Consider the following 24,940-nt stretch of genomic DNA (forward strand, 5'->3'; position numbering starts at 1 on the left):
CGGGAGAATCCACAAGCCTTGCAGAAAAGGCGCTTTCCATTCGCCGCGATCATAGCGAGATTGCAGGTATGACCAGCGCGCCGAACGCCGACTCATCCCCGCCCGACGCCGCGCAGCGATTGCTGCTCGTCACCGGGCTGTCGGGTGCGGGCAAGTCGACTGCGCTCGATGTACTCGAGGACCTGGGCTGGGAAACCATCGACAATTTCCCGGTAAGGCTCCTCAAGCGTCTGGTCGGCCAGTCCGGCCAACCTTTGGGGCAGTCGCGCAGACCCCTCGCGATAGGGTTCGATTCGCGCACCCGCGGTTTCGTTCCTGCCGAGATGATCGCCCTGCTCAAGGACCTCGCCAAGCGCGACGACCTGACCGTCAGTTTCATGTTCATCGACTGCGCCGACAGCGAGCTTGAGCGGCGATACAACGAGACCCGCCGGCGCCACCCGATGACGCAGGGACGCCCGCTGCTGGACGGTATTGCCGCCGAACGCGAATTGCTCGAACCGCTGCGTCGCTGGTCCGATATCGTGATCGACACCAGTGCGCTTTCCGCGAACGACCTGCAGAACCATGTCCGCGACCTGTTCGAGGCCAGCGAAACGGGTGAAATGACACTCACGGTTTCCAGTTTCGGTTTCGCGCGCGGGATGCCGCCGCTGGCGGATCTCGTGTTCGACATGCGGTTCCTCGACAACCCGCACTGGGTCGAAGGCCTACGCGAGCTCACCGGACAGGATGCGCCGGTGGGCGAGCACATCGAGAAAGATCCGGCCTTCACGAGCGCGTTCGAGCAGATCCACAACCTGCTGCTGACGCTGCTTCCGCGCTACCAGGCGCAGGGCAAGAGCTACGTTCACATCGCCTTCGGCTGTACCGGGGGAAGACACCGTTCGGTATTTACCGCCGAACGCATGGCGCAAGGCTTGCGTGACGCCGGATTTTCGCCCACTGTCCGCCACCGCAATTTGGGCTCGCGCGCCGCAGACGAAATCGAACGCAAGCGCGCCGGTACATCGAAGCCAGGTAACTAACGGACGCGAAATCCCTGTATGATTGGTTTGATCCTGGTCACCCACGGCCGCCTTGCGGACCAGTTCGTCGAAGCGATGGAACATGTCGTGGGAGCGCAATCGGGCATCGCCACGGTCTGCATCGGCCCCAATGACGACATGGAACTGCGCCGCGAAGAGATCGCGAAGGCGATCGGCTCGGTCGATGTCGGCAGCGGCGTCATCGTGTTGACCGACCTGTTCGGCGGAACGCCATCAAACCTCGCGATTTCGCTGCTCGATGCGGGCCGGGTCGAGGTCATTGCCGGTATCAACCTGCCGATGCTCATCCGCCTCGCCGGAGCGCGCAAGAGCATGGGCGTGGTCGAGGCGGTCGAGGCGGCCCAGCAGGCCGGACGGAATTATATCACCGTCGCCAGCGAACTTCTCGGCGACGATGCGGGCAAGAAGGCCGCCGGGGGCTGAGGCACGAGCGATGGGTGAATTGCGCCGGACCGTTACCATCGTCAACAAGCGCGGCCTGCATGCGCGGGCAAGCGCAAAGTTCGTGGGCGCCGTGGCAGCGCTGTCCGAAGGCGTCTCGGTCAAGGTGGCCAAGGATGCCAACGAGGCGGCGGGCGGCTCGATCCTCGGGCTCATGATGCTCGGCGCTGCCAAGGGCGACAGTGTCGAAGTGATCGTCTCGGGCGACAATGCCGAGGCGGTGCTCGGCGAACTGGCAGGCCTGATCGAAGACGGCTTCGGCGAAGAATAGCACCGGTTCGCCATGCGCAAGCAGATCACCGGATTCTCCAACCCGACGGTGAAATACCTTCGCAGCCTGCGCGACAAGAAACACCGCAAACGCGCGGGACAGTTTCTTGTCGAGGGCCTTCGCCTGCTTGAGGATGCGCGCGAAGGCGGACGCCTGCCCCGCCAGCTGGTACTCGCCGACAGACGCGATCCGCACCCGCTGCTCGAACGACTCGAAGCCGAGGTCGACGCGGCAGGTGGCGAAGTGATCGAGACGACGCCCGATATCCTCACCAAGATCACCGGCAAGTCGAACCCCCAAAGCGTTGCTGGCGTGTTCGACGAATGGGACACTTCGCTCGGCGCGCTCGACTGCGGCACCGCGTCGATATGGCTGGTCGCACAGGCTTTGCGCGATCCCGGCAATCTGGGCACCATGCTGCGCACCGGCGACGCGGTCGGCGCAGGTGGGCTGATCCTGATCGACGACTGCGCCGACCCGTTCAGCGCCGAAGCCGTGCGCGCGAGCATGGGGGCGATCTTCACCCAAGGGCTCGCGCAGGCGCGGTGGGAGGAATTCCTGCCGTGGCTACGGAGCGGATCGGGGCAGTTGGTCGCAGCGTCCCTGCGCGATGCGGTACCCTATCGCGGAGCGCCCTACGCCGCCCCGTGCTTCATCCTTGTCGGCAACGAATCGCAGGGCCTGCCGGAAGACTACGAGGCGGCGTGCGACTTGCGCGTTACCATGCCTATGAAAGGGCGCGCCGACAGCCTCAATGCGGCGGTTGCAGGGGCGGTGCTGGCATACGAGGTGCTGGCAAGCCTGGACGATTGATCCACCGCAAATGGCATAGTGTGCAATTGCTGCTAGGCTGGATGCAACCACACAGCTTCAGCACGGGGCGCGATGTCCGCACGACTGGTTCAGATCTATCTTCCCGAAAGCCATATTGTGCGGGTGGAAGACATACTGCCGCGCCATTCACGGCGGTTCTGGCGCGAGACCATACCCGGCGGACAGGAGAAATACTCCTGCATCGTCCAGCAGCGTTACACCGAGCGACTGCTTGACGAACTCGAGACCGAATTGGGCTCGGTCGAGGGCTTCCTGCTTACCGTCCAGCAACTCGAAGCCGCCTTTCCCACGATAGAGGAAACCGCGGAGACCGAGCTTCGCCTCCATACCGACCTGCCCCCGCCCAACGCGCTCGAACGCTTCTTCAGCCGTGACCGGTTGAGCACCGACGAGATCAACGACGATATCGACGAGAGCCTTCACATTCGTCCGTCCTACCTGCTGACGGTGACGCTCTCTGCGATTATCGCCGGGCTCGGGATGAACGCTGGCCAGGTCGCGGTGGTCATCGGCGCGATGATCATTGCGCCGCTGCTGGGGCCGACCATGGGGCTCGCACTGGCGGCCACGGTGGGCGACAATCGGCTCGGCCTGCGTGCCGCCGCAACCCTCGCCATCGGGTGTATCTTTGCGCTGCTGTCAGGCTGGGCGCTGGGAATCGCGGTCGAGATCGATCCGCTCGTCTCCGAACTGCGCAATCGCACGCTGGTGCAACCGGCGGACATCGCGCTGGCGCTGGCGTGCGGAGCGGCGGGAGTTCTCGCCTTCAGCCGCGGTGCGTCGCTGTCGCTGGTCGGGGTGATGATCGCGGTCGCGCTGGTCCCGCCACTCGCGGCTGCGGGAATGTACTTCGGTGCGGGCTACCCGCAATCCGGAGGCGCTGCGCTGTTCCTGTTCGCGATCAACCTCGTATGCGTGAATGTCGCCGGGATCGCGATGTTCCTGTTCCAGGGCCTCCCGCCCAAGAGCTGGCGCATGACCGGCGGGATCCTCGCGCTGTGGACGGGAATCCTCGTGGTGCTGGCGCTCATGGTCGCAGGCCGAATCGCTCTCGGGGTCGGGGCATGAAGAACGACCTTCGGATCAGTCGCCCGCGACGAAAGTCGTGATAACCCAGCGCCCCTCGCGACGTTCGGCGATCAGGCGGTAATCGATCTGCGAGCGGATTTGCTCGTATTTCATAAACCCTTCCTTGCCGTCGCGGGTGCGCACCGGGGCATATATCTGGCCGGGTTCCTCCAGTTCCATCCGCACCATGATGCTCTCCCAGCCTAGCCTGTCGATCAGGCGCGCGTTTTCGTCCGGTTCGGAGTAAAGCGGGACGTCGCCGCCCATCACCACATAGGTCGAGAACGGATCGTCGAAGCCGAGATCCTGCGACCAGTAATAGGGCATGACGATCGCATCCTCGTATCCCACCGCGCAGCCGAGCCGGGTGACTTCGTCGAGTTCGGCCCACAGATCATAATCGGTGGCTTTGAGGCGCGCACGCAATTCGTCCCAACCGGCCCCTCCGCCGAAATCCAGCAGGATCTGCGGGTGGACGAGCGGTTCGAGCATATCCGCATTGCGATTGGCGACTGCGGTCACCAGAGCCATCCGAAAGTCATCCGCGCCTTCGAGCTCTCCGCACGCATTGCGCGGATAAAGATGCTCGGCGTGAGCAGGAACGGCGAACGCCAATGCGGCGACGACAGCCAAGACGGTCTTTTTCATGATGCCCTCTGAGTCTCCCTACTCGGCAGCATCCCGCTTGTCTTCGAGAGCGTCAACCTCTTCGGCGTCCGCGGCGTTGTAGCGCGGTGCGGCTTCGACCAGCGGCACTTCCTCGATCTCGCGCTTGCCGATCTCGATTCCCTTTTCGGCGAGCCGCTTGCCCGAGGACAGCACGTTGCGTTCGAAGCTGCCGACGAACTTGTTGTAATTGTTGACCGCGCTCTCAAGGCCGCCGCCGACACGTTTGAGGTGCTCGGCGGCGGTGGCGAGGCGGTCGTAGAGCTCGGCACCCATCCGGCCGATTTCCTGCGCTTCTTTCGCCAGCCCGTCCTGCCGCCAAACCTGCGCAACGGTGCGTGCGATGGCGACGAGGTTGGTCGGGGTCGCGAGCAGCACGCGGCGCTCGAAAGCGAAGTCCCACAGCGCCGGATCGTGTTCGAGCGCGGCGGCGACGAAATGCTCGCCGGGAACGAACATCACGACATAGTCGGGCGCGTCCTCGAACTGCGTCTGGTATGACTTGGCACCGAGTTGTTGCACGTGATTGCGCATCGAGCGGACATGATCGGCGAGCGCGGCATCGCGCGCTTCCTCGTCGTCGGCCTCGAACGCCTGCTGATAGGCGTTGAGCGAAACCTTGGCGTCGATCACCAGCACCTTGCCCCCGGGGATGCGCACGATCGCATCGGGGCGCAGCCGTCCGTCCTCGGTCTCGATCGAGGCTTCGAGCTCGAAATCGGTGTGCTGCGCAAGACCGACCTGTTCGAGCAGGTTCTTGAGCTGCTGCTCGCCCCACCGCCCGCGCGCCTTGGGCGCGTTGGTGAGCGAATTTCCGAGCCGCTGCGCCTCGCGCCGGACCTGCTCCTGCCCCTCGCGCATCGACTGGATGAGGCCGTTCAGCTGCCCGAAGGCATCGACGCGCTGCTTTTCCAGCGTTTCGACCTGTTCCTCGTATTTCTTCAGCCGCTCGCCAACCGGATTGAGCAGCGCCTTGATCTTGGCCTCGCCGGTTTCCTCGGACTGCTTGAAGCGCTCCTCGGCGCGTTTGAGGAATTCCTCCTGGCTGCGCGAGAGCACCTCACCGCCGACCGCCTTGAACTGCGCGAGCATCTCCTCGCGCGCTTCCTTCATCTGCGCCATCTGCTTGTCGAAACTTGCAGCGTTGGCCTCGAGCGTGGCGACCTTGATCTGCGCTTCGCCCAGTTGGGCGATCGCGGCCTTGAATTCGTCTTCTCTCTCGTCCGCGAATTCCTCAGCATCTGCAACTCGATCTTCTAGCTCGGCAACTCTACGAGACAGAAAGAACCAAACGCCAGCAGCGCCTAGAACAATACCGAGTATCAAAGCGATCAATGGCAAAAGCTGACTGTCCATACATTTCCCCTGACGCTTGAGGGGGCGGACGTGTTCGCCCCCTCGCGTCGGTGTCAGGCGAGTTGCCCGACAATGTCAGCCTTTGCTAGTTCTTCTGTCAGAAACCCAACAGACGACTGAGCCACGCACCGGCTTCCATCACGAGACAGAGCCACCCAGTAGCAAAGGCCATCAATCCAACGCAGCACGTAGGGTCGGCCAAACATAGCCGCTCTCCTTTTCACTGCGATTTACTGATTTTGTGGATGGCTTCAGTTGAGTGTCGGACGAAGATTCACACTTTCAGACCTGCTATGCATCTGCCTTCTTTCGGGCATTCAAACAGGCAAGGCCATACTCGTGTCGGTTCGCCAGCTCAGGTGACGCCAAGCCACAGTTCATGAGCTTAATCGCCCTCGCGGCGTTTCGGGTAATCGTAAGGCTCCTCCGACTCAGTGAGAACAGAGGATGAACGTGCCACAATGGCCGAAAGAATCCAACAGGCGTAATCGACCCTCTGTGGATTGCGCGGAGAACTAAGCCGCTTGCCGGAGTTTCTTGAGCTTCTTCAGCGCCATATTGCGCTTCAACCGGCTAAGGTGGTCGATGAACAAAATCCCTTCGAGGTGGTCCATCTCGTGCTGGAGGCAGGTCGCCAGCAGCCCTTCGAGGTGTTCCTCGTGGCTGTTCCCGTCGAGGTCCTGATATCGCACGGTGCAGGTCGCCGGGCGATCGACATCGGCGTAGATCTCGGGGACCGAGAGGCAGCCTTCCTGATAGGTCGAAAGCTCGTCCGCCGGATCGACGATCTCGGGATTGATGAAAATGCGCGGCTCTTTCTTGGTCGCGGGATGAGTGTGCTTGTGCCCGTCATGCTCGCACTCGACCGGCTCTGCATCGGGGTCTTCGGGTTGAAGATCGATCACCAGCACGCGCTTGGGCACGCCGACCTGGATCGCCGCGAGGCCGATCCCGGGCGCGTCGTACATGGTCTCGAACATGTCCTCGACGAGCGTCTTCAGCTCGGCGTTGAACTCTTCCGGCTTGACCGGTTCGGACACGGTTTTGAGCCGGGGGTCCGGCACTTCAAGGATTTCGCGAATAGCCATGGGAGGAATTTAGTGCCGCGCCATCAAAACCACAAGTGAGTCCCCGCGCAGGCGGGGACCTCAGTGCTATCCAGAATGCGGCTCCCGCCTTCGCGGGAGCTCACGTCTACGAAAGAGGCCGTCGCGCCCTGAGCGCCTGCGCCAGCGTTCCTTCGTCGAGGTAATCCAGTTCTCCGCCCACCGGCAGGCCGTGCGCCAGCTGGGTGATGCGCAGGCTGAACGGTTCGAGCCGCTCGGCAAGATAGTGCGCGGTGGTCTGCCCTTCGAGCGTGGCGTTCATGGCGAGCACCACCTCATCGACCGCCCCCTCCTCGACCCGCACCAGCAGCGAGGCGATGTTGAGGTCCTCGGGCCCCACCCCGTCGAGCGCCGACAGCCTGCCGCCGAGCACATGGTAGCGACCCTGGAACAGGCGCGCCCGGTCGAGCGCCCAGACGTCGGCGACATCCTCGACCACGCAAAGCGATTTCGCATCGCGCTTGGGATCGGCGCAGATGCCGCACGGATCGCGCGTGTCGACATTGCCGCAGGTCTGGCACTCGACCAGCGTCTCGGACACCGCATCCAGTGCTTCGAGAAGCGCGGGCAAGGCCCGTTCGCGGTTTTTCACCAGCCACAGCACTGCGCGCCGCGCCGAACGCGGACCGAGCCCCGGAAGCCGGGCGAGCGCCGCTGAAAGCTGTTCAATTTCCTGTGAGGCCAAAGCGCCAATCTCTCTTTCCGCTCGCCCTGAGCTTGTCGAAGGGTTGCACTTCTCTTTATGGGCCGCGCTAGAAGAAAAGACAGGGCTTCGACAAGCTCAGGGCGAACGGATATTTTTTCAAGGCTTTTGCTATGCGCATAATCTTCATGGGAACGCCCGATTTCGCCGTCCCGGCGCTGGTTTCGCTGCACGAAGCGGGGCATGAGGTGGTGTGCGTCTACACCCAGCCGCCGCGCCCGGCGGGTCGGGGCAAGAAGCTGCGCCCCTCGCCGGTGCAAGCCAAGGCGGACGAACTGGGCATTCCGGTACGCTCGCCGAAATCGCTGAAGGGCGAGGAAGCGCAGGCCGAATTCGCCGCGCTCGATGCCGATGTCGCGGTGGTCGCCGCTTACGGCCTGATCCTGCCGCAGCCGATCCTCGATGCGCCCAGGCATGGCTGCCTCAACATCCACGCCTCGATCCTGCCGCACTGGCGCGGGGCGGCGCCGATCCACCGCGCGATCATGGCGGGCGACGAGGAAACCGGCGTCACGATCATGCAGATGGAGGCCGGGCTCGATACCGGTCCGATGCTGCACATCGTCCGCACGCCGATCGACGACAAGACGACGGGCCAACTGACCGAGGAGCTGTCCGTACTGGGCGCGAGCGCGATGGTCGAAGTGCTGGCCGATCTCGACGGCTACGCCCCGCAACCGCAGGACGACGCGCTTGCCACCTACGCTCCCAAGATCGACAAGGCCGAAGCGCGGATCGACTGGTCGCGCCCGGCGCGCGAACTGGTGCGTCATGTCCACGGCCTCGCGCCTTTCCCGGGCGCGTGGTTCGAACTGGAACAGGAACGAATCAAATTGTTGGGCGCGGAAGCAATCCCGAGTCCCCGCGAAGGCGGGGACCTTGTGCCGGATGAAGGAGGCTCCCGCCTACGCGGGAGCTCGCAGGTGGGCGAAGTCCTCGACGACGATTTCACCGTGGCGTGCGGTGAAGACGCAATCCGCCCAACCCGCCTCCAGCGCGCCGGCAAACCGGCCATGGCGCGCGAGGCCTTCTTGCGCGGGCGGGCAGTAGCCAAAGGCACGGTGCTCGATTGACCCGTTTCGCGCTCACCTTTGAATTCGACGGCACGCCGTTTCAGGGGCTCCAGCGCCAGAAGCACGGGCCAAGCGTGCAGCAGGCGATCGAAGACGCACTCCACCGTACCACCGGCGAGAAAGCGGTGCTTCACAGCGCAGGCCGCACCGACACCGGTGTCCATGCGCTGGCGATGCGAAGCCATGTCGATCTCGACAAGGACATCGCGCCGTTCCGCCTGATGGAAGCGCTCAACGCGCACCTGCGCCCCGATCCGATCGCGATAAACCATTGCGAAGTCGTCGCCGATGACTGGCACGCGCGCTTTTCCTGTGTGGGTCGCAAGTATCTCTACCGCATCGTCAATCGCCGCGCGCCGCTTGCGCTTGCCCGCGACCGTGCGTGGCAAGTCGCGCAGGAACTGGATATCGAGGCTATGCAGAACGCCGCGCAAGCGCTGGTCGGGCGACACGATTTCACCACCTTCCGCTCGGTCCATTGCCAGGCGAAAGACCCTGTCAAAACACTCGACCGGCTGGACGTGGTGCGGGCGGAAGCGGATTTCGGCCCCGAGATCCACTTCCATGTCGAAGCCCGCAGTTTCCTGCATCACCAGGTGCGCTCGATGGTCGGATGCCTGAAGCTGGTCGGCCAGGGCACATGGGCGGTCGAACAGGTCGGGAAAGCGCTTGCCGCGCGTGATCGCGCCGAACTGGGTCTCAACGCACCGCCCCACGGGCTCTATTTCGTCGAAGCGGTCTATCCCGCTGCCGATTGATCCAACGTCACCCTAGCCAAGCGGGATTGGCGGGCCTACCTCCGGGACAAACAGCAACAGGAGACGGATCATGGCCCATACCGGCAAGCAACTTTTCACCACGCTCGACGCAGGCGGCGAACTGACGCTCGAGCTCGACGAAAAGACCTTCCCCGAGCCGACAGGCAACCAGGTGCTGGTCAAGATGGAAGCCGCTCCGATCAACCCGTCCGACCTCGCAATCCTGACCGGTGCGGCCGATTTCGACCATGCCGACTACTCGACCGGCAAGGTCGTGGCCAAGATGCCGGAACCGTTCCTCTCCGGCCAGAAGGCACGCCACGGACAGAAACTCCCCGCCGGCAACGAAGGCGCGGGCACGGTTGTCGCGACCGGAGACGGCGATGCTGCCAAGGCGCTGATGGGCCAGCGGGTCGCCTGCGTGCCGGGTACCGCGTTCAGCCAGTATGCCATCGCCGATGCGATGATGTGCCTGCCGCTTGGCGATCACAGCGCCGAGGAAGGTGCTTCGAGCTTCGTCAATCCGATGACCGCGCTCGGCTTCGTCGAGAATGCCAAGATGGACGGCGCAAAGGCGATTCTCCACACGGTCGGGGCCTCGAACCTCGGCCAGATGCTCAACCGCATCTGTCTCGAAGACGGCATGGGCCTCGTCAACATCGTGCGCAAGGACGAGCAGATGAAGCTGCTCAAGGACCAGGGCGCAACCCATGTGGTGAACTCGTCCGACCCCGATTTCATGGAGCAGTTGAAAGCCGCGATCGACGAGACCGATGCCTATTACGGTTTCGATCCGATCGGCGGCGGGCAGATGGTCGATACCTGCTTCAAGGCGATGGAACAGGTCGCAGTCGCCAAGATGACCGAATATTCGCGCTACGGATCGAACCAGCAAAAGCGCATGTTCATCTATGGCCGCCTCGATTTCGGACCTACGACTTTGACCCCGAGCTACGGTTTCGGCTGGACGCTTTCGGGCTGGCTGCTGACCCCGTTCCTGCAGAACGCCGGGATGGAAACCGTGATGCGGATGCGCCAGCGTGTGCTCGAAAACCTGACGACGACGTTCGCTTCAAGCTACAAGACCAAGGTCGATCTCGAAGGCATGCTGACGAAGGATGCGATCACCGACTATCGCCAGATGAAGACCGGCGAAAAGTACCTCGTCACGCCCTGGGGCTAGTTCTCACATCGCTCACCCTGAGCCTGTCGAAGGGTCGTACTTTCTTCAAATGCGACGCCCGCAAGCAAGAAAGACGGTGCTTCGACGCGCTCGGCACGAGCGGTTCTGGATTTTGGACGCCTACGGCTGATCGAATGCTGCCTGGATCGCCGCAGGGTCGGTGACCCCGTTCGCGATCAGGACCATCAACAGGATGCGCGCCTTGGCCGGGCCGAGCGCGCGCGCGGCGACAAAACCGCGCGCGTCATCGTCGACCTCGACATTGCGATCGACCATGCCCTCGTCGACGCGGCTCGATCGGACCACCGGCACGCCCGCATCGACCGCGGCTTCGAGAGCATCGAGCACCACGCGCGGCGCGTTGCCCTGTCCCATCCCCGCGATCACGATACCCTTGCAGCCGATGCCGAGCAGCGCCTCGACCGGTTTTGAGTCCATTCCCGCCCCGGCGGTGAGGATCGCGACGCGGGGCAGTGCTTCGGGCCATGCGAAACGGGGCGGTTGTGCGGTACGATGTGGCGGCGCGAACCAGTCTAGACTCGACGGCGTCACCCTTGCCAGCGGTCCTCGCGGGAAGCCCCGAAACGCATCGACGCTCGCGGTCGCAGCCTTGCGCACGTCGGCAGCGGCGAAGACGGTATCGCCCATAACCACCATCACCCCGCGTCCTGCGGCATTCGGATCGCCCGCGACCCGTACCGCATTGGCGAAATTGCGCATGCCGTCGCTGCCGACCGCATCGGCGGGCCGCATGGCCCCGACCAGCACCACCGGCTTGCCCGCCGCCAGCGTCAGGTCGAGCAAGTAAGCGGTTTCCTCGGCGGTGTCGGTGCCATGGGTGACGATGATGCCGTCGACGCCTGTATCGTCTTGTGCCACGGTGATTTCGCGGTGGAGCGCATCCCACTCGGTCCAGCCGATATCCTGCGAGCCGATCCGGGCGACGGCCTTGGGCAGCAACTCTGCCTCCAATCCCAGCGCGCGAATCTCGCCCAGCATCGTGTCGAGCGGCACTTCGCCCGCAGCATAGGCCTTGCCGGTCGAACTTGCGGCCCTCCCGGCGATGGTTCCGCCGGTGCCGAGAACGAGGATGCGCGGGTCGGTCATGCCCGCTGCCTTTAGCCGCGCATTGCGAAATCCACCACATGCGCAATTGATTTTGAGCTTTTTGCCGCTAGATAGCGCTCACCCGCTCCGATGGAGCGCGAGGCCGTAGGGCGATTAGCTCAGTTGGTAGAGCATCTCGTTTACACCGAGAGGGTCGGCAGTTCGAGCCTGTCATCGCCCACCACGCAGTCAATTCTCCTTTGGATTCGATTTCTTGAGGAGAATTGACTGCGTGGTCTTATCGCACCACTTCCAATCGACACGCGTAAGTTCAATAACTTACAATTCTCGCAAGAGACACTTTTGGTCGTCGCAGGCAGTCCAACAATTAGTCCCGGCTCTCTAGCTGCCGATTTTTGCGGTCGGAGGACGCATTGCACGTTCGCTGCAGATTTGACGCTCATTTGCTGCACTTCAGATTGTGCATTAAACGAGAGGGTTTGCGTTTCGAACACGCTACTTTCCACTACACGGTTACTATTCCCGCTGGATCAGGCCGAAACAGCAATCCTCAATGCCAGTGCGCGCAAAACAGACGCACAAAACGAACCCGCACAAGCCAACAATTTTTCGGCTGCGGCTGCTGCTCGCGGCGCCGACGGCTCGGCTGCAAGGAATGCCTATAACCACTTCGGAGCAAATCTTGACAATAGTGATCCACTAAGCGTGGCTCAGGCTGCTGTTTTATTTGACATTGCAAGAGCCGCGGCGAATGAGGTGAGTGACGCGGTAGATCGTGCAGTGGCAATCATCGCCTCTACCGCGGTTGTTGAACATCGCACTGCGGCCATGCAGGCGCTTTCAGCTGCCAATACTGGCAACGCGATAACCATCCCAAGCTTTAGAATTCTGCTGTGCATTTGGGCTCATTCCTGGCCAAGGATGGCCTCTACATACGCGTAACAAGTGCATGACTTTACATGGCACTTGAAACTGATTGGGGCTGCATTCCATGGCCTTACTCGTTAGAGAACCGAGTTGCTTGTTAATCATATCCGAGTTCCAAGGAACGCAATCGAGCAGGAGCATTGGACGAAAAGGTCGTAAGCAGGATTCCAATTCGCAGAAACTCAGCTTCATTGGCGAGCCAGCCCCCTCTGGCATGAGGGCAAGAAAGAGTATGAAATTGAGCGCTTTAGCCGCTCGCGCCTTGATAGTGTGAAACGATCTGCCGTGGACCGATCGTATCCAGCGACTTCCTTCCCAGAAAATACGTTCCGCTCGCGGCGTCGATCGCGAAATCTCGTGGAATCACAAGATCGAAGATTTGCGCCCAAGAGAATGCCAGCTTTGCGATCTTGCCGGCCAATCTGGACCGGAAGAGTGAGCGCGCGAAATAGTCCGCCGACCACATGAGCTGGATTCCCGGCCCACCGCAGACACCTGAATCGATAAGCCTGAATCGACGGAAGAGATATCTGTGCCCACTTTCGGTGAATCGCGTGAAGTCGTACGCGCCTTCGTGGACATGCTGCATGAAGGGGGTTTCTGCGTAAACCAATCCATCCTGCTTGAGGACTCTCCAGATCTCGGCGACGACCTTTTGAGGTTCGAGCACATGCTCGAGCACCGCTTGCACGATGACGGCATCAAAGAATTCATCGCAAAGCGGAAGAGCGTGGGCATCCGCGACGAACTGAACTGTGGGCGACGCATAGATATCGAAGCTGTAGATCTCGATCTTCTCGTCATCGTAGAGTGGGTTGAGAGAGCGACCCACCGACCCTCCGCCGATAACCAGGACGCGGGCAGGCTGCGGAAGCGAGTGCAGCATTTCCCGTAGCTTTGCGATGTTTGCGCGCGTGTTGCGATTCTCGGGTGAGAGGATCCGTTTCAGCAACCCTGCGGGCCCGGAATATTCGTTTCGCGCGACTTCGCTTGCGCCCTTGGTCTTTGTAACGGTTTCTCGATCCACTACGGAATTGTCGAAGTCGATGAGAACAGGCTTTCCATCAACAATCGGGTATTCGCGCCTGATCCCTGAACGGTCATCTGTGGAGACGAGAACATCGCCAGTTTCTACCAATCTGGATTGGGAGATCGGGCACCTCAGGTCTTCAAGGCACTCTTCAGCTCTCACAAGCATGAGCCTGTGCTCCTTCGTCTGCACATCGGAACTCGAACTCTCAATGCTTTAGTTCCACTCCTGCTCACTAAGCGCGACACCGTGAGAGCAACCGACAGTCTCGCAAACCATTTGCACAACTCGGTCCAACGTACTGAAAAATCGACGCACTCGGCCCCACCCCAATCGGGCATTCGCCTACTCTTGCAAGGTTGATTGCGTGATGCCGCTGGAAATCGGACGATAATACTAAATGGTCAAAGGCGCGTGTCGAACATCGGCTATGTTGCGAACGGGGCAGCGGAAACTGAGTGAATGGTGCACAAGTCCGAACAAGAGATCGCTGGTTTTTCAGCATCGGAGCGAGAGAAATTCCCGATGACTCTCATCGGCAATGTCTTCGCCGCGCTACGCGTTCCGCAATGGTCCAAGAACCTGCTGATCTTCCTGCCGACCCTCATCACCCACTCTTTCGATCCTGCGTCATTGACCAGCGCTACGCTCGCTTTTTTCGCATTCTCCTTGGCGGCTTCGGCGACCTACGTGTTTAACGACCTGAACGATCGGAAGTCTGATCGCAGCCATCACAAAAAGCGTTTTCGTGTATTTGCCGACAATCGCCTGGAGGCACGTACGGGTTATGCAATGATTGTGATCCTGCTCTTGCTGAGCGGTGTGATTGCTTCACAACTGCCTTGGCAATTCGGCCTGGTCCTCCTGACTTATGTTGCGAGTTCCGTTGCGTATACGCTCTTGTTCAAGCGTATGCTCGGCTTCGACGTTATTGTTATCGCATGCCTCTATGTTCTGCGGGTCATCGCCGGTGACGAAGCCATTGGAGCCGAGTTCCAAGGCATCGATTCCTCCAACTGGATTCTCGGCTTTTCGTGCCTGTTCTTCTTCTCGCTGGCGATGGTGAAACGTTGTTCCGAGCTTGCGAATGAGCTCACTGATCTCGAAGCCAGAATGCCTGGAAGGGCGTATCGTGTGGAAGATTATCCGGTGATGCTCGCTTTTGCGGTTGCCTCGGCGATGGCCTCGATCGTGATCTTTATGCGGTATATCGATTCTTCCACCGTAACCGAGAGCTTCAGTGCCCCGGACACGCTTTGGCTCATGGTTCCGATCCTGGTCTTTTGGCTGGTGCGCACAATTCTTCTCGCGAACCGTGGGAAGATCACGGAAGATCCCGTGCTGTTCACCTTGAAGGACGGCAAAAGCCAAATCTGCACCGTTGCGGCTATATTGGTCACGCTAGCGGCTTGGTGACATCGGACATGGAGAACACGGAGGCTACGGGATCTCGGCAACTTACGACCGAGATCTTGGTCCAACTCAGGCAACGATTCACGCATCTGCGCTGGTCCGACCTTTGGGCCGCTCTAGTTCTCGCATTCGCCGTGGCGGCAGCTTCGGCATGGAGGATCGATGCGACCCAGGCCGCCACACTGGTCAACAATTGCATCTTCGGAACCGACACAGTGACCTTTTGGCGATGGCTTCTCGAAGGGAATTATCTCGGTCTCGGCGTTCACAAGCACACCCTGTCAGTCATTCTGACCGCAGTCATTGCCCACCCTCTCGTTTGGTTAGGCATGTCGAATGCGACCGCGGTAGCCTTGGGAATGGCCGCCGTATGGGGAGGCGTCGCTGCGGTCTCCTTTGTGTATTTTCGACAGGCCGGACTAACGAAATGGGCCTCACTCGCATTCACCGTTCTGGCGATGTCTGCTTTCGGAACCGCTACGCATTCCGGCATCGCCGAAACCTACGGCGCAACCTTGCTTATGATCGGCGTCGCAGTCCTGCTGTTGCCCGTGATCGCACAGATCGCAGAACGATACATGATCGCCAGTGCGACGATGGCTGGCGGAATTGGTGCCGGACTGGCACTGGCTAACGCGCCCTCGATAGCGTTTCTGCTAATCTACTACGCATGCCTTGCCCCTGTCTGGAAACGCGGGAAGGCTGGCAAGCTTGTATTTGTCGCCGTCGCGATCCCGTTCGCGATGGTTTCCCTGGCCGTCATTTCACCTGCAATCGCAGCGGAAGGCCTTGCGGGCACCAGCTGGCACAACGACTACTTAGGGCGCTACTCAGATCTCGCAAACTTCACCGATGCGGCGACCATCAAAGATTACCTTGCAAGCGCTTTCGTATTTTCCTTTGTCGCACCGCTCGATTACCTTCAGTGTCGATATGTCGCTTCGGAGCTGGCGGGGATGATATCCCGCCCGTTTGCCCTAATGGCGTATCTGACGACAGTCTCCCTGGTTGCAACGGGGATTTTCCGCGCGCTGAAAGGAAGTCGGCGCCCGGAAGCCCTCGGCCTTCTGGGAGCCGTTGCGAGCATTCTCCTTTTCTACCTCTACTTCAATCCCGACGAGGCCTTGCTTTACAGCCCTCAATGGCTGGCCGCCCTCTTCTTCGCCGCTGCACCCAGCTTTCGTGGCGCTGCAATCTGGGCAGGGGTTGGCGCGACGCTATGTTTGTCCGTCAACATCGCTCCGCTGCACCACCCTCGCACATCCAACCCCGAAGCCTGTTGCCCAAACCCGCCCGCCAGCATGCTTCCGCGCGAATATCCCAGCGCACTGGAAAAATTCCGGGCGGACAACGAGATGCCGAGATGAGCGGCGATCATTCGATCTCGATGTCTCGTGACAGTGGAGCCCAGAGCAAAAGTCCGGGCAAAGTTGCCTATCTCGGATATCTTGAGGGATTTCGCGGCATGGCGATCATCTTCGTCGTGATGATCCATGCCAACAACGCCATGCTCCAGCGAGGCGTCGAAGGCGTGACCGGTGACTTCTCATGGGTCTGGACGACCTTTCACATCCTGTCTCACAACTCGACCGTTTATTTCGCGCTGATTTCCGGTGTCTTGTATGCCTATCACCTGCATCGGAAACCGCATGGCGTGTTCTTGCGATCCCGCATCGAGGCAGTGGTTGTGCCCTATATCCTTGTGAGCGTCGTTTTGACTCTGGCGCTAGCGGGGATTGCGACGCTGAGGGGAGATGGTGCAATTCAGCCGAGCGATCTCGCCGGGCAGATCGCCTACAACATTCTGTTCGGCGAAGCGTGGAATACCCTCTGGTACATTCCGGTCATCGCCGTCCTCTACGTTATCAGCCCTCTGCTATTGAGACTCCTGGAGGATCGCAACTTTGGCTTACCGTTCGCGGCATTGATGGTGCTTTTACCGCTTGTCATCTCGAGGACCGGAACTGAGGTGACCCCCTCGATGCTGCTGTTCTTCGCCGGCGTCTATACCGTCGGCCTCTTGATTGGCAGGGATCCCGAGAATTCACTCGAGCGGTTGCAGCGATCGACGACCGCTATCGCAATTGTCGCATTTCTTGCCGCAGCGACAGTCTGGGCGCTCGACCGGTCCGGGATCGAATTCGTCGGACCGACTTCGATCCGAGAAAGCGCAATCTACGTATTACGCATAGCGTTGGCCTTGCTGATGCTGATAGGATTGCGAGCGTATTCCGACCGCTTCGGGCCACTTACCAACAGAGCGCTGAAGCTGATCGCAGCTTACTCCTTCGGAATATACTTCCTGCACGCACCGCTGCTTCGCCCGATCGTAAAGGTGGTCGGTTGGTTCGTTCCGGAAGGAAATCCGTCTTGGGCGCTCGCGGCGGCGGTGCTCGTGACATTTGCGATATCGCTTGTCTCGACCACGCTCATTGTGTGGGCGATCAAGACCGCCACCGGCAAGTACTCGAAGTATATAATCGGAAGCTAATGCTCAGGCGAACCCAAATCTGGAGAACGCGTTAAGTTTCCTTTTGAATTGGCAGCCGCCGGCTACCTGCGCGGCTTTCCGCAATTGTAGGGTGGAAGTGTAGCGTTACCCGAATTGTAGATATCACGGTACCGCGTGTGATCGTTCGCGAGCCAATTGAGGTATTCCTCGATGTTCGGATAGCCGTCCCCGTCTGGATCATCATTGGCATCCCAGACATTGGCATTTGTGCCGCTAAATTGATTTTCCCAAGCATCGGGCATGCCGTCATTGTCGCTATCTACGGAAGGACCGCCGGTGCTTCTCAGCCTCGCGTAGCCACCGGTCGCCGCAACGGTCGAAGTCCAGCCACTTTCGAAAAGGCGTGGCGATCTGTCGCAAGTCTGGACATCTTCAATGAACATTTCATCGACGTTGTCCCGGCACCGTCCATCGCGGCACCGATCGGCCCCGGCAAAGCTCAGCACGTTCCGTTGCGCCTGCCGATAATCCACCAGCATCCAGGACTGCAGCCAGTTCCTCGCCGCGCCCCTGGCAGAAACCATCCGACCAGAACGCACGACGTCGAGACCGGTCACGGAACAATCCTTCAGTCCGTTCGAGGCATTGCAAACCGAACCTGGCGTGGTGCCTTTGAAAAAGCCGAAATATCCTTTGAAATCCGCCGTGCTGGAATTGAAAGGACTGATATTATCCTGCGCATTGATCCGGAAACCATGTCCGAAGGTGTCAACGTTCGTGTAGAGCGCGGCTCCGAAATTTCCATTCCCACCAGTGACGAACCGTGGCCCCTCATAGGTCGTATTGGAAATGTAGTTGACGATCGGATGTGCATACTGGTTCGAAACCAGCCCACTTTCCTGCACGAAGTTGTAGACGAAGTTGCCGATCACATCGATCTGGGCTTCTTCTCCATAGTTGAACGGGAAAGAACCCGGGGCGATGTTAATACCGCGTTGCTCACCATGCTGCGAGAGGTTGTAGGCTAGGGTAAGGTCCTTGGCCGGTTTGAAGAAGAACGTCTTGCAGTGGAACGACGTGCTCGAATGTCCCGCATCACGGCAGATGTTCGGCCCAATTATCGACCACTGAACTGTGCAGGTCTGGCATCCGCCTTCAAAGCTTTCGTCAGTCCCGAACATTGCCGATACATGGTCGGCGATCTGGAAGTTGGTGGAGTTCCATCGTATGGCATCGCCATTCGGAGAAGGCCTATCCGGATGCTCGCCAAGGCGGGCTCGGATATGACGGATGATCGCATGATCGCCTCCGCGGCGCGTATCGATCAGCGAGTCTGCCGGAGCGTAGTTTGCCCCAAGTCTGAATTCGATACCCCCGGGAGAGGTCTGTCCTGCAATGTAGATGTGCGGTGTCTGGATAAACGCAGGACTTTGCAGTTCGATCGCGCCCGAGACTTCGAACACGCAATAACGTGGGCGACCCGCAGGGATCTGATAGGGCGACGTCACCGACAGGGCCAGCGCGCACTCACGATAGGTGATCTTACCGTCGCCGGGGTTGGCCGAATCCTCGAGACTGTTGATCTTGTAGACCACGGCATTTGGCGAACGCACCCGGGTTTGCGCCCCGAAACCTATAGCCGTCGGGAACGCGATGGGATGGTTCGCCCGGTCCGGAATGCTCCCGTCGTCTGGATTGACGAACGCGTTGGCAGCTCCTGCACTCGGGGGAGGAGCCGGAGACGGGCTCGGGCTCGGCGACGGACTTGGGCTTGGGCTCGGTGACGGACTTGGGCTCGGGCTCGGGCTCGGCGACGGACTTGGGCTTGGCGATGGAGCAGCCGCCACACCGGAACTGGGCGACGCTTCATCGGAGCCACAGCCCGTCAAAGCCACGAGCGCGGAGACGAGCATCGACGTTGAACAGAGAAAGCTGCGGGTCATCAAATTTTCTACCTGGCGACTTATTATTGGCATCGAGTTTGCTGCTGCGCGAAGGGGGGCCTCGGCGGAGCGCTCTTTAGTCCAACGAACGGCAAGGCCGGAATCCCGATTTGACGCGTGGTGTCGAAACTCGGACAAGATGTGGCTCGTTTTCGCTAAGCTGCGATTTTATCGACGAGCTTGGTTAAGGCGGAGTTGAAAACTACGCTTTCCAAATGGTTTCGCCCGAAATCGGGAATGTCTGAGGAAAATTGACGGTTTCGCAAGCGTACTGGATGCGAACTTAGGCAGAGATTATCTGACTATTTGTCTAACAGTTGCAAAGGCTTCTGCAGCTTTTAGGAAGACCGTCGATCCCCGTAGCCGTGCCAAAGCTTCAATCGCTTCAACCGAACGTTCTTCGGGAAATGGCCTCACCTGACTCTCGAATTTCTTGAACGCTTCAATTTTTTTCGAAAGGGTATCGCTGATGTCGACAAAGACATTGGGGGTAAAGGCGGGCGTCATCGGCGGCGCATACCAGTTTGTTTCCGAAAGGGTTTCGTAGCACAGGATCTGTCGCGGAGCCTGCGCGCTACGGGGTCTTGCGGCAACCATTGCGGCAGTGAAGACGATCTGATGGTCACTGTGAATGTCGCCGAAAAAGGGAAGCAGGAGGGTCTCAGGACGAATCGAGTCGATTCGCTCGGCGATCGCTGCATTGACCTTGCTTGCAGGCACGGTGTCGAGTGCTGCGGCAGGCAGATCGAGTTGATGCGTTTGCGTTACACCGAGCGTCGCATGGGCTATGCGCATTTCCTCCCGCACCCGCTCTACCCCATCCTGCGGAAACTGCGGCGGCTTTCCCTCGGTGGCAACCAGGACTTGCACCTCATCACCTTGGGCAACCAGTCGTGCAATCGTGCCTCCGCATCCCAAAACCTCATCGTCTGGGTGAGGCGCGATCACCAAAGTCCGCCCGAAATTCTCAATCAGTGGCACGCTCGCTCCTAAGGATGGAATGCAGCAAGGGCGGCTTTTCGCCTTCGATTTCCCAATCAGTCAACGCGAGCAGACCATCTTTCGTTGCGATGCGAAGGGTCCCTTCCTCGCGTTCAACGATCTGTCCTGCTTTCGCGTGATACCTGCTCGGCTGCGTCACGATCTCACTACGCCAGATCGTGATCTTGCGTTTGCCAACAAACGAGTAGGCGCCAGGATAGGGCCGACCCACGGCCCGAATGAGTCTATCGATGGATCGGGTGTCGTCGTGCCAGTCGATCAGACCGTCCGCGGGTGTTCGCTTGGCAGCCCATGTTGCACAACGCTCATCCTGCCGGGTTCGGGTTTCATCCCCTGCAGCCAACGAAGGCAGAACCTCTTGAAGCATCCGGGAGAGGCACCGCATGTGGCGATCATAAAGCTCGGCTACAGTCTCGTCGCCTGCAAGATGAAAGTAGTGCTGAGCCAGAAGGTCACCGTCATCGGTGCCCTCACCCATCCAAAACAGGCTACCTGCTGTAATTCTTTCATCCAGCAAAATCGTCCATGGAAGCGCCGCGCGACCACGCAATCTCGGGAGCGGTGCCGGGTGGTAGCCAATCACCTTTCCGGGGCGAATTGCGAGAAAATCAGCGGAGCAAAGCTGGGACCATCCGACGACAAAGACATAGTCGGGCTGGGCCTCGTCGATTGCCTGGAGCGTTCCGGGATCGTTGGTTTTCCCGGTGCGGAAGAGCCTCGATCCGAGCCGCTCGGCGAAGGGAGAAAGTTCGACCAGATCGGAATGCCTTCTATAGAGCTCCTGCGGCAGCGTCACGACGATCGGAACGTCCCACTGGTCCGAGTTGGCCAGCTCCTCGAGAAGTATTGCAGTGCTTCCCACCGCTCCTACCACCGCTGCGCGCATCAGTTTGCTGCGCCTTCGTTTGCCGCGAGATCGATTGCTGGTTGGCCCGGTCGAGCGGTGGGCTCACTTTGGTCCACGCTTGGGCGGTTCGAAGACGGTCCCCGTGGTGGGTTCAGGGCCGAAAGGTCCATTGCATCGAGAAGCTGGCGATTCACTTTGGCGTCACTGTAAATTTCCTCGGCGAGCTCTCTTGAGCGCCTGCCCATCCGTGCGACAAGCATGGGATCGGACGCCAGCTTTTCCATAGCATCGGCCAGCGATCCCGCGTCGCGAGGAGGCACGATGAAGCCATTTTGGCCCTCTTCGATCGGATCCCGGCAACCCGGCTGATCGGTAGTGATGATCGGGCGACCAACCGCCATCGCTTCAAGTATCGTGCGAGGGAGACCTTCGCGGTAATAGGACGGGAGCACGAAGACGGACGATTGCGCAAGATACGGGCGAACGTCCGCAGTGCCCGGAATGAATTCGACCGGATATTGCTCGCCGTATTGCTCAATCTCCGCCTTTGTAATGCCTTCCGGATTCTGATCGTCGACATGACCGAGGATCAAGAAACGGCTTTCGGGATGCTGCTCCGAGACACGTTTCGATGCCTCGAGAAACTCTGGGATTCCCTTGTTTCGCAAGAGCCGCGCGATCATGAGAAACGAGGTGCCATCTTGCGATAAGGGTTGCCGCTCGAATTTGGCCAGATCGACCCCAGAACCCGGAACTTGGATCACCTTTTGCCGAGCGTCGATGATCCCGAGATCAATCATGTCCTGTCGGTCGTCAGCGTTGAAGACGAAGATGGCGCGCGCGCGCCTGACCGCTTCCCTGTAGAGCCTCTTGGTCACCCATCTTAGCAGAGAGCTCGTCTTGCTTCCGGGGCTGAAGACGTGGCCAAGTCCCGACATCAAAGCAAAGAAGCGGGGTACAGCGACAAACCGCGCGGCCAGCCCGCCATAGATTATCGGTTTTTGCGTATAAGCAAGCACCAGCTGGGGCTGCTCGCGCAACATCAACCAGACATAAGCAGCGAAGAGCCGGAGGTCGGCAATGGGATTCGTCCCGGCCCGCTGCATCGGAATGACCCTGTAGTCGACACCGCTTCGGGAAAGCTCGCGCGCGACGGCATCGTCGTGATCCGGCGCGACAGCGATCACTTCATGGCCATTGGCCAACATTTCACGGAGAAGGTTGCCGCGGAAATTCGTAAGTGAGAAAGCGAGACTGGAGAGGACGACGACTTTCACAAAAACGTTTGCCTTTTCCAACCAGCTTGTTGTCCGCGAGAGAGCCGATACGCACCGACCCCGTCGGCGCCGTCGGCATCGCAATAAGTCCATGTTTATCGGGGACGGGTTCCTGCGGGCAATCGGCATTCCGGATCATATCCATCCGATATCAGCCCGTCCGGCGGGAATCCGGGAGGTCTTTGGTGCAACGATGAATGACCGATGGTGCCGAACGATCTTCCCCCTTCGGCGGATATCCGACCATTTTGGTTATCGCCACTTTGCCCGCCTGCCTTGCAGCGCCACGTTTCGGTATCACTCCAGAGTCGAGAAGCACCGAGGTCCCTCGGGTCACGAACATCAATCGCCATTGGCTAGTGGAGGAACAGGAAGATGGAGCGAAAGTCTTCGACTGGTCCCGTTCCGAAACCTCACTCTGAACCCGCTCGCATCGAGAAGATTGTCGGGCTTCGGCCAAGCCGTCGTAAACCGAAAATCGGAAAGCGAAGGGCAAGCCTGCGGAGATTGCTGCGCCGGGTAGTTCTTGGCGGGGTCGACTGCTTTGCGGTCCTGACGAGCCTCTACATAACCGCTTCCCTGATTTTCGCTCCAAGCCTGGCTGAGCAATTCTTCTCTTCCTCCGTCGCCGCGATCTTCGTCGGATCCGCGGCTTTAGTCTTCTACATTTCTGGCCTCTACAATCGCAGTTGGCGGTTCTTCGGCTTCGGGCATGCGATGATGGTCGTGCTGGTGAGTTTGATCGCCAACGCGATTGCGTGGTCGGCAACACTGACAATGCTTGCGAAATCCCCGGGTATCGGGTTCTTCGCAGCCGCGCTGACGCACTGGTTGCTAACGATTGCGCTCATGATGGGCGCGCGTTCGTTGCGACGGTCGGTGCAGGAAGGGCTTAAGCCCAAGACCGTCGCCAAAGCGCTGTCGACAAAGCCGCTGGACGAAAACCAGGGAATTGCACTTCTGGTCGGATCTCCGCAGTGGGCGCTGTCAGTTCTTGATCTGATCAAGGCCGAAGACAGCCCAAATTTCGAGGTCGCAGGGGTCCTCTTGCCCTCGATCAGTGACCCGATCGACCGGGTGGGCAAGGCCAAGGTGCTCGGCAGCCACGACATGCTTGTCGAGGTAGTGGAGTCGCTTGCGTTGCAGGGACGCCGTCCGACGATCGTCATCGCAAGCGATGACGGAATACATCTGAGCCAACGGGAAATCGCGCGCCTCTCTCACCGGGCAAAGGAACTGGGTCTCGAGCTTTCGCGCATTCGGGACTGCTGGAGCGAAATCCTGCTCAAGACCCACCCCAATCGCCCTCAGGAACTGGACGTGAAATCCCTGCTGGGACGCAACGAGTACAAGACAAATGACAAATTGATTGCCGGTCAGGTTGAAGGCAATTGCGTGCTGACCACGGGTGCAGGAGGCACGATAGGAGGCGAGCTTTGCCGACAGATCGCCAGCTTCAAGCCATCGCGGCTGGTGCTGGTCGATCATTCGGAATTCAATTTGTACGAGATCGAGATGACGCTGAGAGAGCGATTTCCCGATCTCGATATCCGGTCGGAAGTCTGCAACATCCGCGATGCACGCAAAGTTCGGAGGGTCTTCGCGGAGCACCGCCCTGCGATCGTCTACCATGCTGCCGCTTTGAAGCATGTACCGATTGTCGAATCCAATCCCTGCGAAGGCGTGTTGACGAACGTACTCGGGACCAAGACCATCGCCGATGCCGTGTGCGAATTCGAAGCGCGCGCGATGGTTCAAGTGTCTACGGACAAGGCCGTCAACCCGGTCGGCATGATGGGCGCGACCAAGCGGGTCGGAGAGCTCTACAGTCAAGCGCTGGACATGTGCGGCGTAGACGACCCCAACGCTCCCCGCTTCATGACTGTCCGGTTCGGCAACGTGCTCGGTTCAAGTGGTTCGATCCTGCCCTTGTTCCAGCGGCAACTCGAGCAAGGAAAACCGCTGACTGTCACGCATCCAGACATCGAGCGCTTCTTCATGACAGTGCGCGAGGCTGTGCAACTGATTCTACAAAGCAGCTCGTTTGCTCTGGAAAAAGATACCGAGCGCGGCACGATTTTCGTGCTCGATATGGGCAACCCCGTTAGAATCATCGATCTCGCATATCGACTGATCTCGGCCTACGGGCTCGAGCCGGAAGTCGACGTACCGATCGAAATTGTCGGATTGCGACCAGGCGAAAAGCTCTTCGAAGAACTGTTCGACAATTGCGAAGAACAGGTCGATTCCCGGCTCGAGGGGATTATCGAAGCGCGCTCGCAGCCTATCCCATTGCCATTCATTAAAAAGAGCCTCGAACGGCTCGAAATGGCGGTACGCGAAGGCGATCGCGAGGAAGCGAAGCGCATTACGCACCATCTCGCCAGACTTCCCAGCAGCGGCGTGAAGTTCGATCTGCGGATGCCCAAGCGCTCAAGCAGGGTAGCTCGCTCGCTGGATCCGGTTTGATCAT

General features: G+C 59.9%; 23 protein-coding genes and 1 tRNA gene. 14 read left to right on the forward strand and 10 right to left on the reverse strand.

What is annotated here, in order from left to right; translation table 11 throughout:
* The first annotated feature begins 68 nt into the window (after positions 1–68).
* The 5 genes from rapZ (at position 69) to ACI5KX_RS12160 (ending at position 3,663) form a co-directional block, all read left to right on the forward strand.
* Positions 69–1,028 (forward strand): RNase adapter RapZ, encoded by a 960-nt coding sequence (gene rapZ / locus ACI5KX_RS12140; protein ID WP_406810921.1) that lies wholly within the window; start codon positions 69–71, stop codon positions 1,026–1,028.
* A gap of 18 nt (positions 1,029–1,046) precedes the next feature.
* On the forward strand, positions 1,047–1,472 hold the full coding sequence (locus tag ACI5KX_RS12145) for a PTS sugar transporter subunit IIA (RefSeq protein ID WP_406810922.1): 426 nt from the start codon (positions 1,047–1,049) through the stop codon (positions 1,470–1,472).
* 10 nt (positions 1,473–1,482) lie between these two features.
* A complete protein-coding gene (locus ACI5KX_RS12150; RefSeq protein WP_406810923.1) occupies positions 1,483–1,761 on the forward strand; it encodes an HPr family phosphocarrier protein in 279 nt (92 codons plus the stop codon).
* Positions 1,762–1,773: 12 nt separating this feature from the next.
* Complete coding sequence (locus tag ACI5KX_RS12155; protein WP_406810924.1) at positions 1,774–2,574, forward strand: TrmH family RNA methyltransferase; 801 nt, start codon at positions 1,774–1,776, stop codon at positions 2,572–2,574.
* Between the two features lie 72 nt (positions 2,575–2,646).
* Positions 2,647–3,663, forward strand: coding sequence for a TIGR00341 family protein (locus ACI5KX_RS12160; RefSeq protein ID WP_406810925.1), 1,017 nt, complete (start codon positions 2,647–2,649; stop codon positions 3,661–3,663).
* A 15-nt stretch (positions 3,664–3,678) separates the two neighbouring features.
* On the opposite strand, the gene ACI5KX_RS12165 is transcribed toward ACI5KX_RS12160, so the two are convergent.
* From ACI5KX_RS12165 to recR, 4 genes are all read right to left on the reverse strand, one after another.
* Positions 3,679–4,311 (reverse strand): hypothetical protein, encoded by a 633-nt coding sequence (locus ACI5KX_RS12165; protein WP_406810926.1) that lies wholly within the window; start codon positions 4,309–4,311, stop codon positions 3,679–3,681.
* A gap of 18 nt (positions 4,312–4,329) precedes the next feature.
* Positions 4,330–5,685 (reverse strand): DNA recombination protein RmuC, encoded by a 1,356-nt coding sequence (gene rmuC / locus ACI5KX_RS12170; RefSeq protein WP_406810927.1) that lies wholly within the window; start codon positions 5,683–5,685, stop codon positions 4,330–4,332.
* A gap of 515 nt (positions 5,686–6,200) precedes the next feature.
* A complete protein-coding gene (def, locus tag ACI5KX_RS12175; protein WP_406810928.1) occupies positions 6,201–6,773 on the reverse strand; it encodes a peptide deformylase in 573 nt (190 codons plus the stop codon).
* A gap of 106 nt (positions 6,774–6,879) precedes the next feature.
* Positions 6,880–7,476 carry a recombination mediator RecR gene (gene recR, locus ACI5KX_RS12180; protein WP_406810929.1) on the reverse strand — a complete coding sequence of 199 codons (597 nt, stop codon included), beginning with the start codon at positions 7,474–7,476 and terminating at the stop codon, positions 6,880–6,882.
* Positions 7,477–7,607: 131 nt separating this feature from the next.
* On the opposite strand from recR, the gene fmt reads away from it, so the two are divergent.
* The 3 genes from fmt to ACI5KX_RS12195 all read left to right on the forward strand — a co-directional run bounded on the left by fmt (position 7,608) and on the right by ACI5KX_RS12195 (position 10,508).
* Positions 7,608–8,567 carry a methionyl-tRNA formyltransferase gene (fmt, locus tag ACI5KX_RS12185; protein ID WP_406810930.1) on the forward strand — a complete coding sequence of 320 codons (960 nt, stop codon included), beginning with the start codon at positions 7,608–7,610 and terminating at the stop codon, positions 8,565–8,567.
* Positions 8,564–9,325 carry a tRNA pseudouridine(38-40) synthase TruA gene (gene truA, locus ACI5KX_RS12190; protein ID WP_406810931.1) on the forward strand — a complete coding sequence of 254 codons (762 nt, stop codon included), beginning with the start codon at positions 8,564–8,566 and terminating at the stop codon, positions 9,323–9,325. Before fmt ends, truA begins: the two co-directional genes overlap by 4 nt.
* 70 nt (positions 9,326–9,395) lie before the next feature.
* The gene (locus tag ACI5KX_RS12195) at positions 9,396–10,508 is read left to right on the forward strand and encodes a zinc-binding dehydrogenase (RefSeq protein WP_406810932.1); all 1,113 of its coding nucleotides are present in this window, start codon (positions 9,396–9,398) and stop codon (positions 10,506–10,508) included.
* 120 nt (positions 10,509–10,628) lie between these two features.
* Here ACI5KX_RS12195 and ACI5KX_RS12200 read toward each other — a convergent pair whose 3' ends face one another.
* Entirely contained in the window at positions 10,629–11,615 is a 987-nt protein-coding gene (locus ACI5KX_RS12200; protein ID WP_406810933.1) for an asparaginase, read from the reverse strand.
* Between the two features lie 108 nt (positions 11,616–11,723).
* On the opposite strand from ACI5KX_RS12200, the gene ACI5KX_RS12205 reads away from it, so the two are divergent.
* Positions 11,724–11,799 (forward strand) — tRNA-Val (locus ACI5KX_RS12205).
* Between the two features lie 209 nt (positions 11,800–12,008).
* Positions 12,009–12,518 carry a hypothetical protein gene (locus ACI5KX_RS12210; protein ID WP_406810934.1) on the forward strand — a complete coding sequence of 170 codons (510 nt, stop codon included), beginning with the start codon at positions 12,009–12,011 and terminating at the stop codon, positions 12,516–12,518.
* A gap of 232 nt (positions 12,519–12,750) precedes the next feature.
* Here the strand turns inward: ACI5KX_RS12210 and ACI5KX_RS12215 are convergent, their stop codons facing one another.
* Positions 12,751–13,641: a class I SAM-dependent methyltransferase gene (locus tag ACI5KX_RS12215; RefSeq protein ID WP_406810935.1), complete on the reverse strand. Its 891-nt coding sequence runs from the start codon at positions 13,639–13,641 to the stop codon at positions 12,751–12,753.
* A 354-nt stretch (positions 13,642–13,995) separates the two neighbouring features.
* Here ACI5KX_RS12215 and ACI5KX_RS12220 point away from each other — a divergent pair, with 354 nt between their 5' ends.
* From ACI5KX_RS12220 to ACI5KX_RS12230, 3 genes are all read left to right on the forward strand, one after another.
* Entirely contained in the window at positions 13,996–14,949 is a 954-nt protein-coding gene (locus tag ACI5KX_RS12220; RefSeq protein WP_406810936.1) for a UbiA family prenyltransferase, read from the forward strand.
* 131 nt (positions 14,950–15,080) lie between these two features.
* Positions 15,081–16,313: a hypothetical protein gene (locus ACI5KX_RS12225; RefSeq protein WP_406810937.1), complete on the forward strand. Its 1,233-nt coding sequence runs from the start codon at positions 15,081–15,083 to the stop codon at positions 16,311–16,313.
* On the forward strand, positions 16,310–17,437 hold the full coding sequence (locus ACI5KX_RS12230) for an acyltransferase (protein ID WP_406810938.1): 1,128 nt from the start codon (positions 16,310–16,312) through the stop codon (positions 17,435–17,437). Before ACI5KX_RS12225 ends, ACI5KX_RS12230 begins: the two co-directional genes overlap by 4 nt.
* Before the next feature lie 62 nt (positions 17,438–17,499).
* Here ACI5KX_RS12230 and ACI5KX_RS12235 read toward each other — a convergent pair whose 3' ends face one another.
* The 4 genes from ACI5KX_RS12235 to ACI5KX_RS12250 form a co-directional block, all read right to left on the reverse strand.
* The gene (locus ACI5KX_RS12235) at positions 17,500–18,993 is read right to left on the reverse strand and encodes a hypothetical protein (RefSeq protein ID WP_406810939.1); all 1,494 of its coding nucleotides are present in this window, start codon (positions 18,991–18,993) and stop codon (positions 17,500–17,502) included.
* A 642-nt stretch (positions 18,994–19,635) separates the two neighbouring features.
* On the reverse strand, positions 19,636–20,322 hold the full coding sequence (locus tag ACI5KX_RS12240) for a PIG-L deacetylase family protein (protein ID WP_406810940.1): 687 nt from the start codon (positions 20,320–20,322) through the stop codon (positions 19,636–19,638).
* On the reverse strand, positions 20,309–21,229 hold the full coding sequence (locus ACI5KX_RS12245; RefSeq protein WP_406810941.1) for a methionyl-tRNA formyltransferase: 921 nt from the start codon (positions 21,227–21,229) through the stop codon (positions 20,309–20,311). Before ACI5KX_RS12245 ends, ACI5KX_RS12240 begins: the two co-directional genes overlap by 14 nt.
* On the reverse strand, positions 21,229–22,467 hold the full coding sequence (locus ACI5KX_RS12250; protein WP_406810942.1) for a glycosyltransferase family 4 protein: 1,239 nt from the start codon (positions 22,465–22,467) through the stop codon (positions 21,229–21,231). Before ACI5KX_RS12250 ends, ACI5KX_RS12245 begins: the two co-directional genes overlap by 1 nt.
* Positions 22,468–22,974: 507 nt before the next feature.
* On the opposite strand from ACI5KX_RS12250, the gene ACI5KX_RS12255 reads away from it, so the two are divergent.
* Positions 22,975–24,936, forward strand: a complete 1,962-nt coding sequence (locus tag ACI5KX_RS12255) for a polysaccharide biosynthesis protein (RefSeq protein ID WP_406810943.1) — start codon at positions 22,975–22,977, stop codon at positions 24,934–24,936.
* Positions 24,937–24,940: the final 4 nt, after the last annotated feature.

Origin of the sequence: Erythrobacter sp. GH1-10, assembly GCF_045363165.1 — a bacterium.
In the GTDB taxonomy this organism is placed as follows: Bacteria; Pseudomonadota; Alphaproteobacteria; order Sphingomonadales; family Sphingomonadaceae; genus Erythrobacter.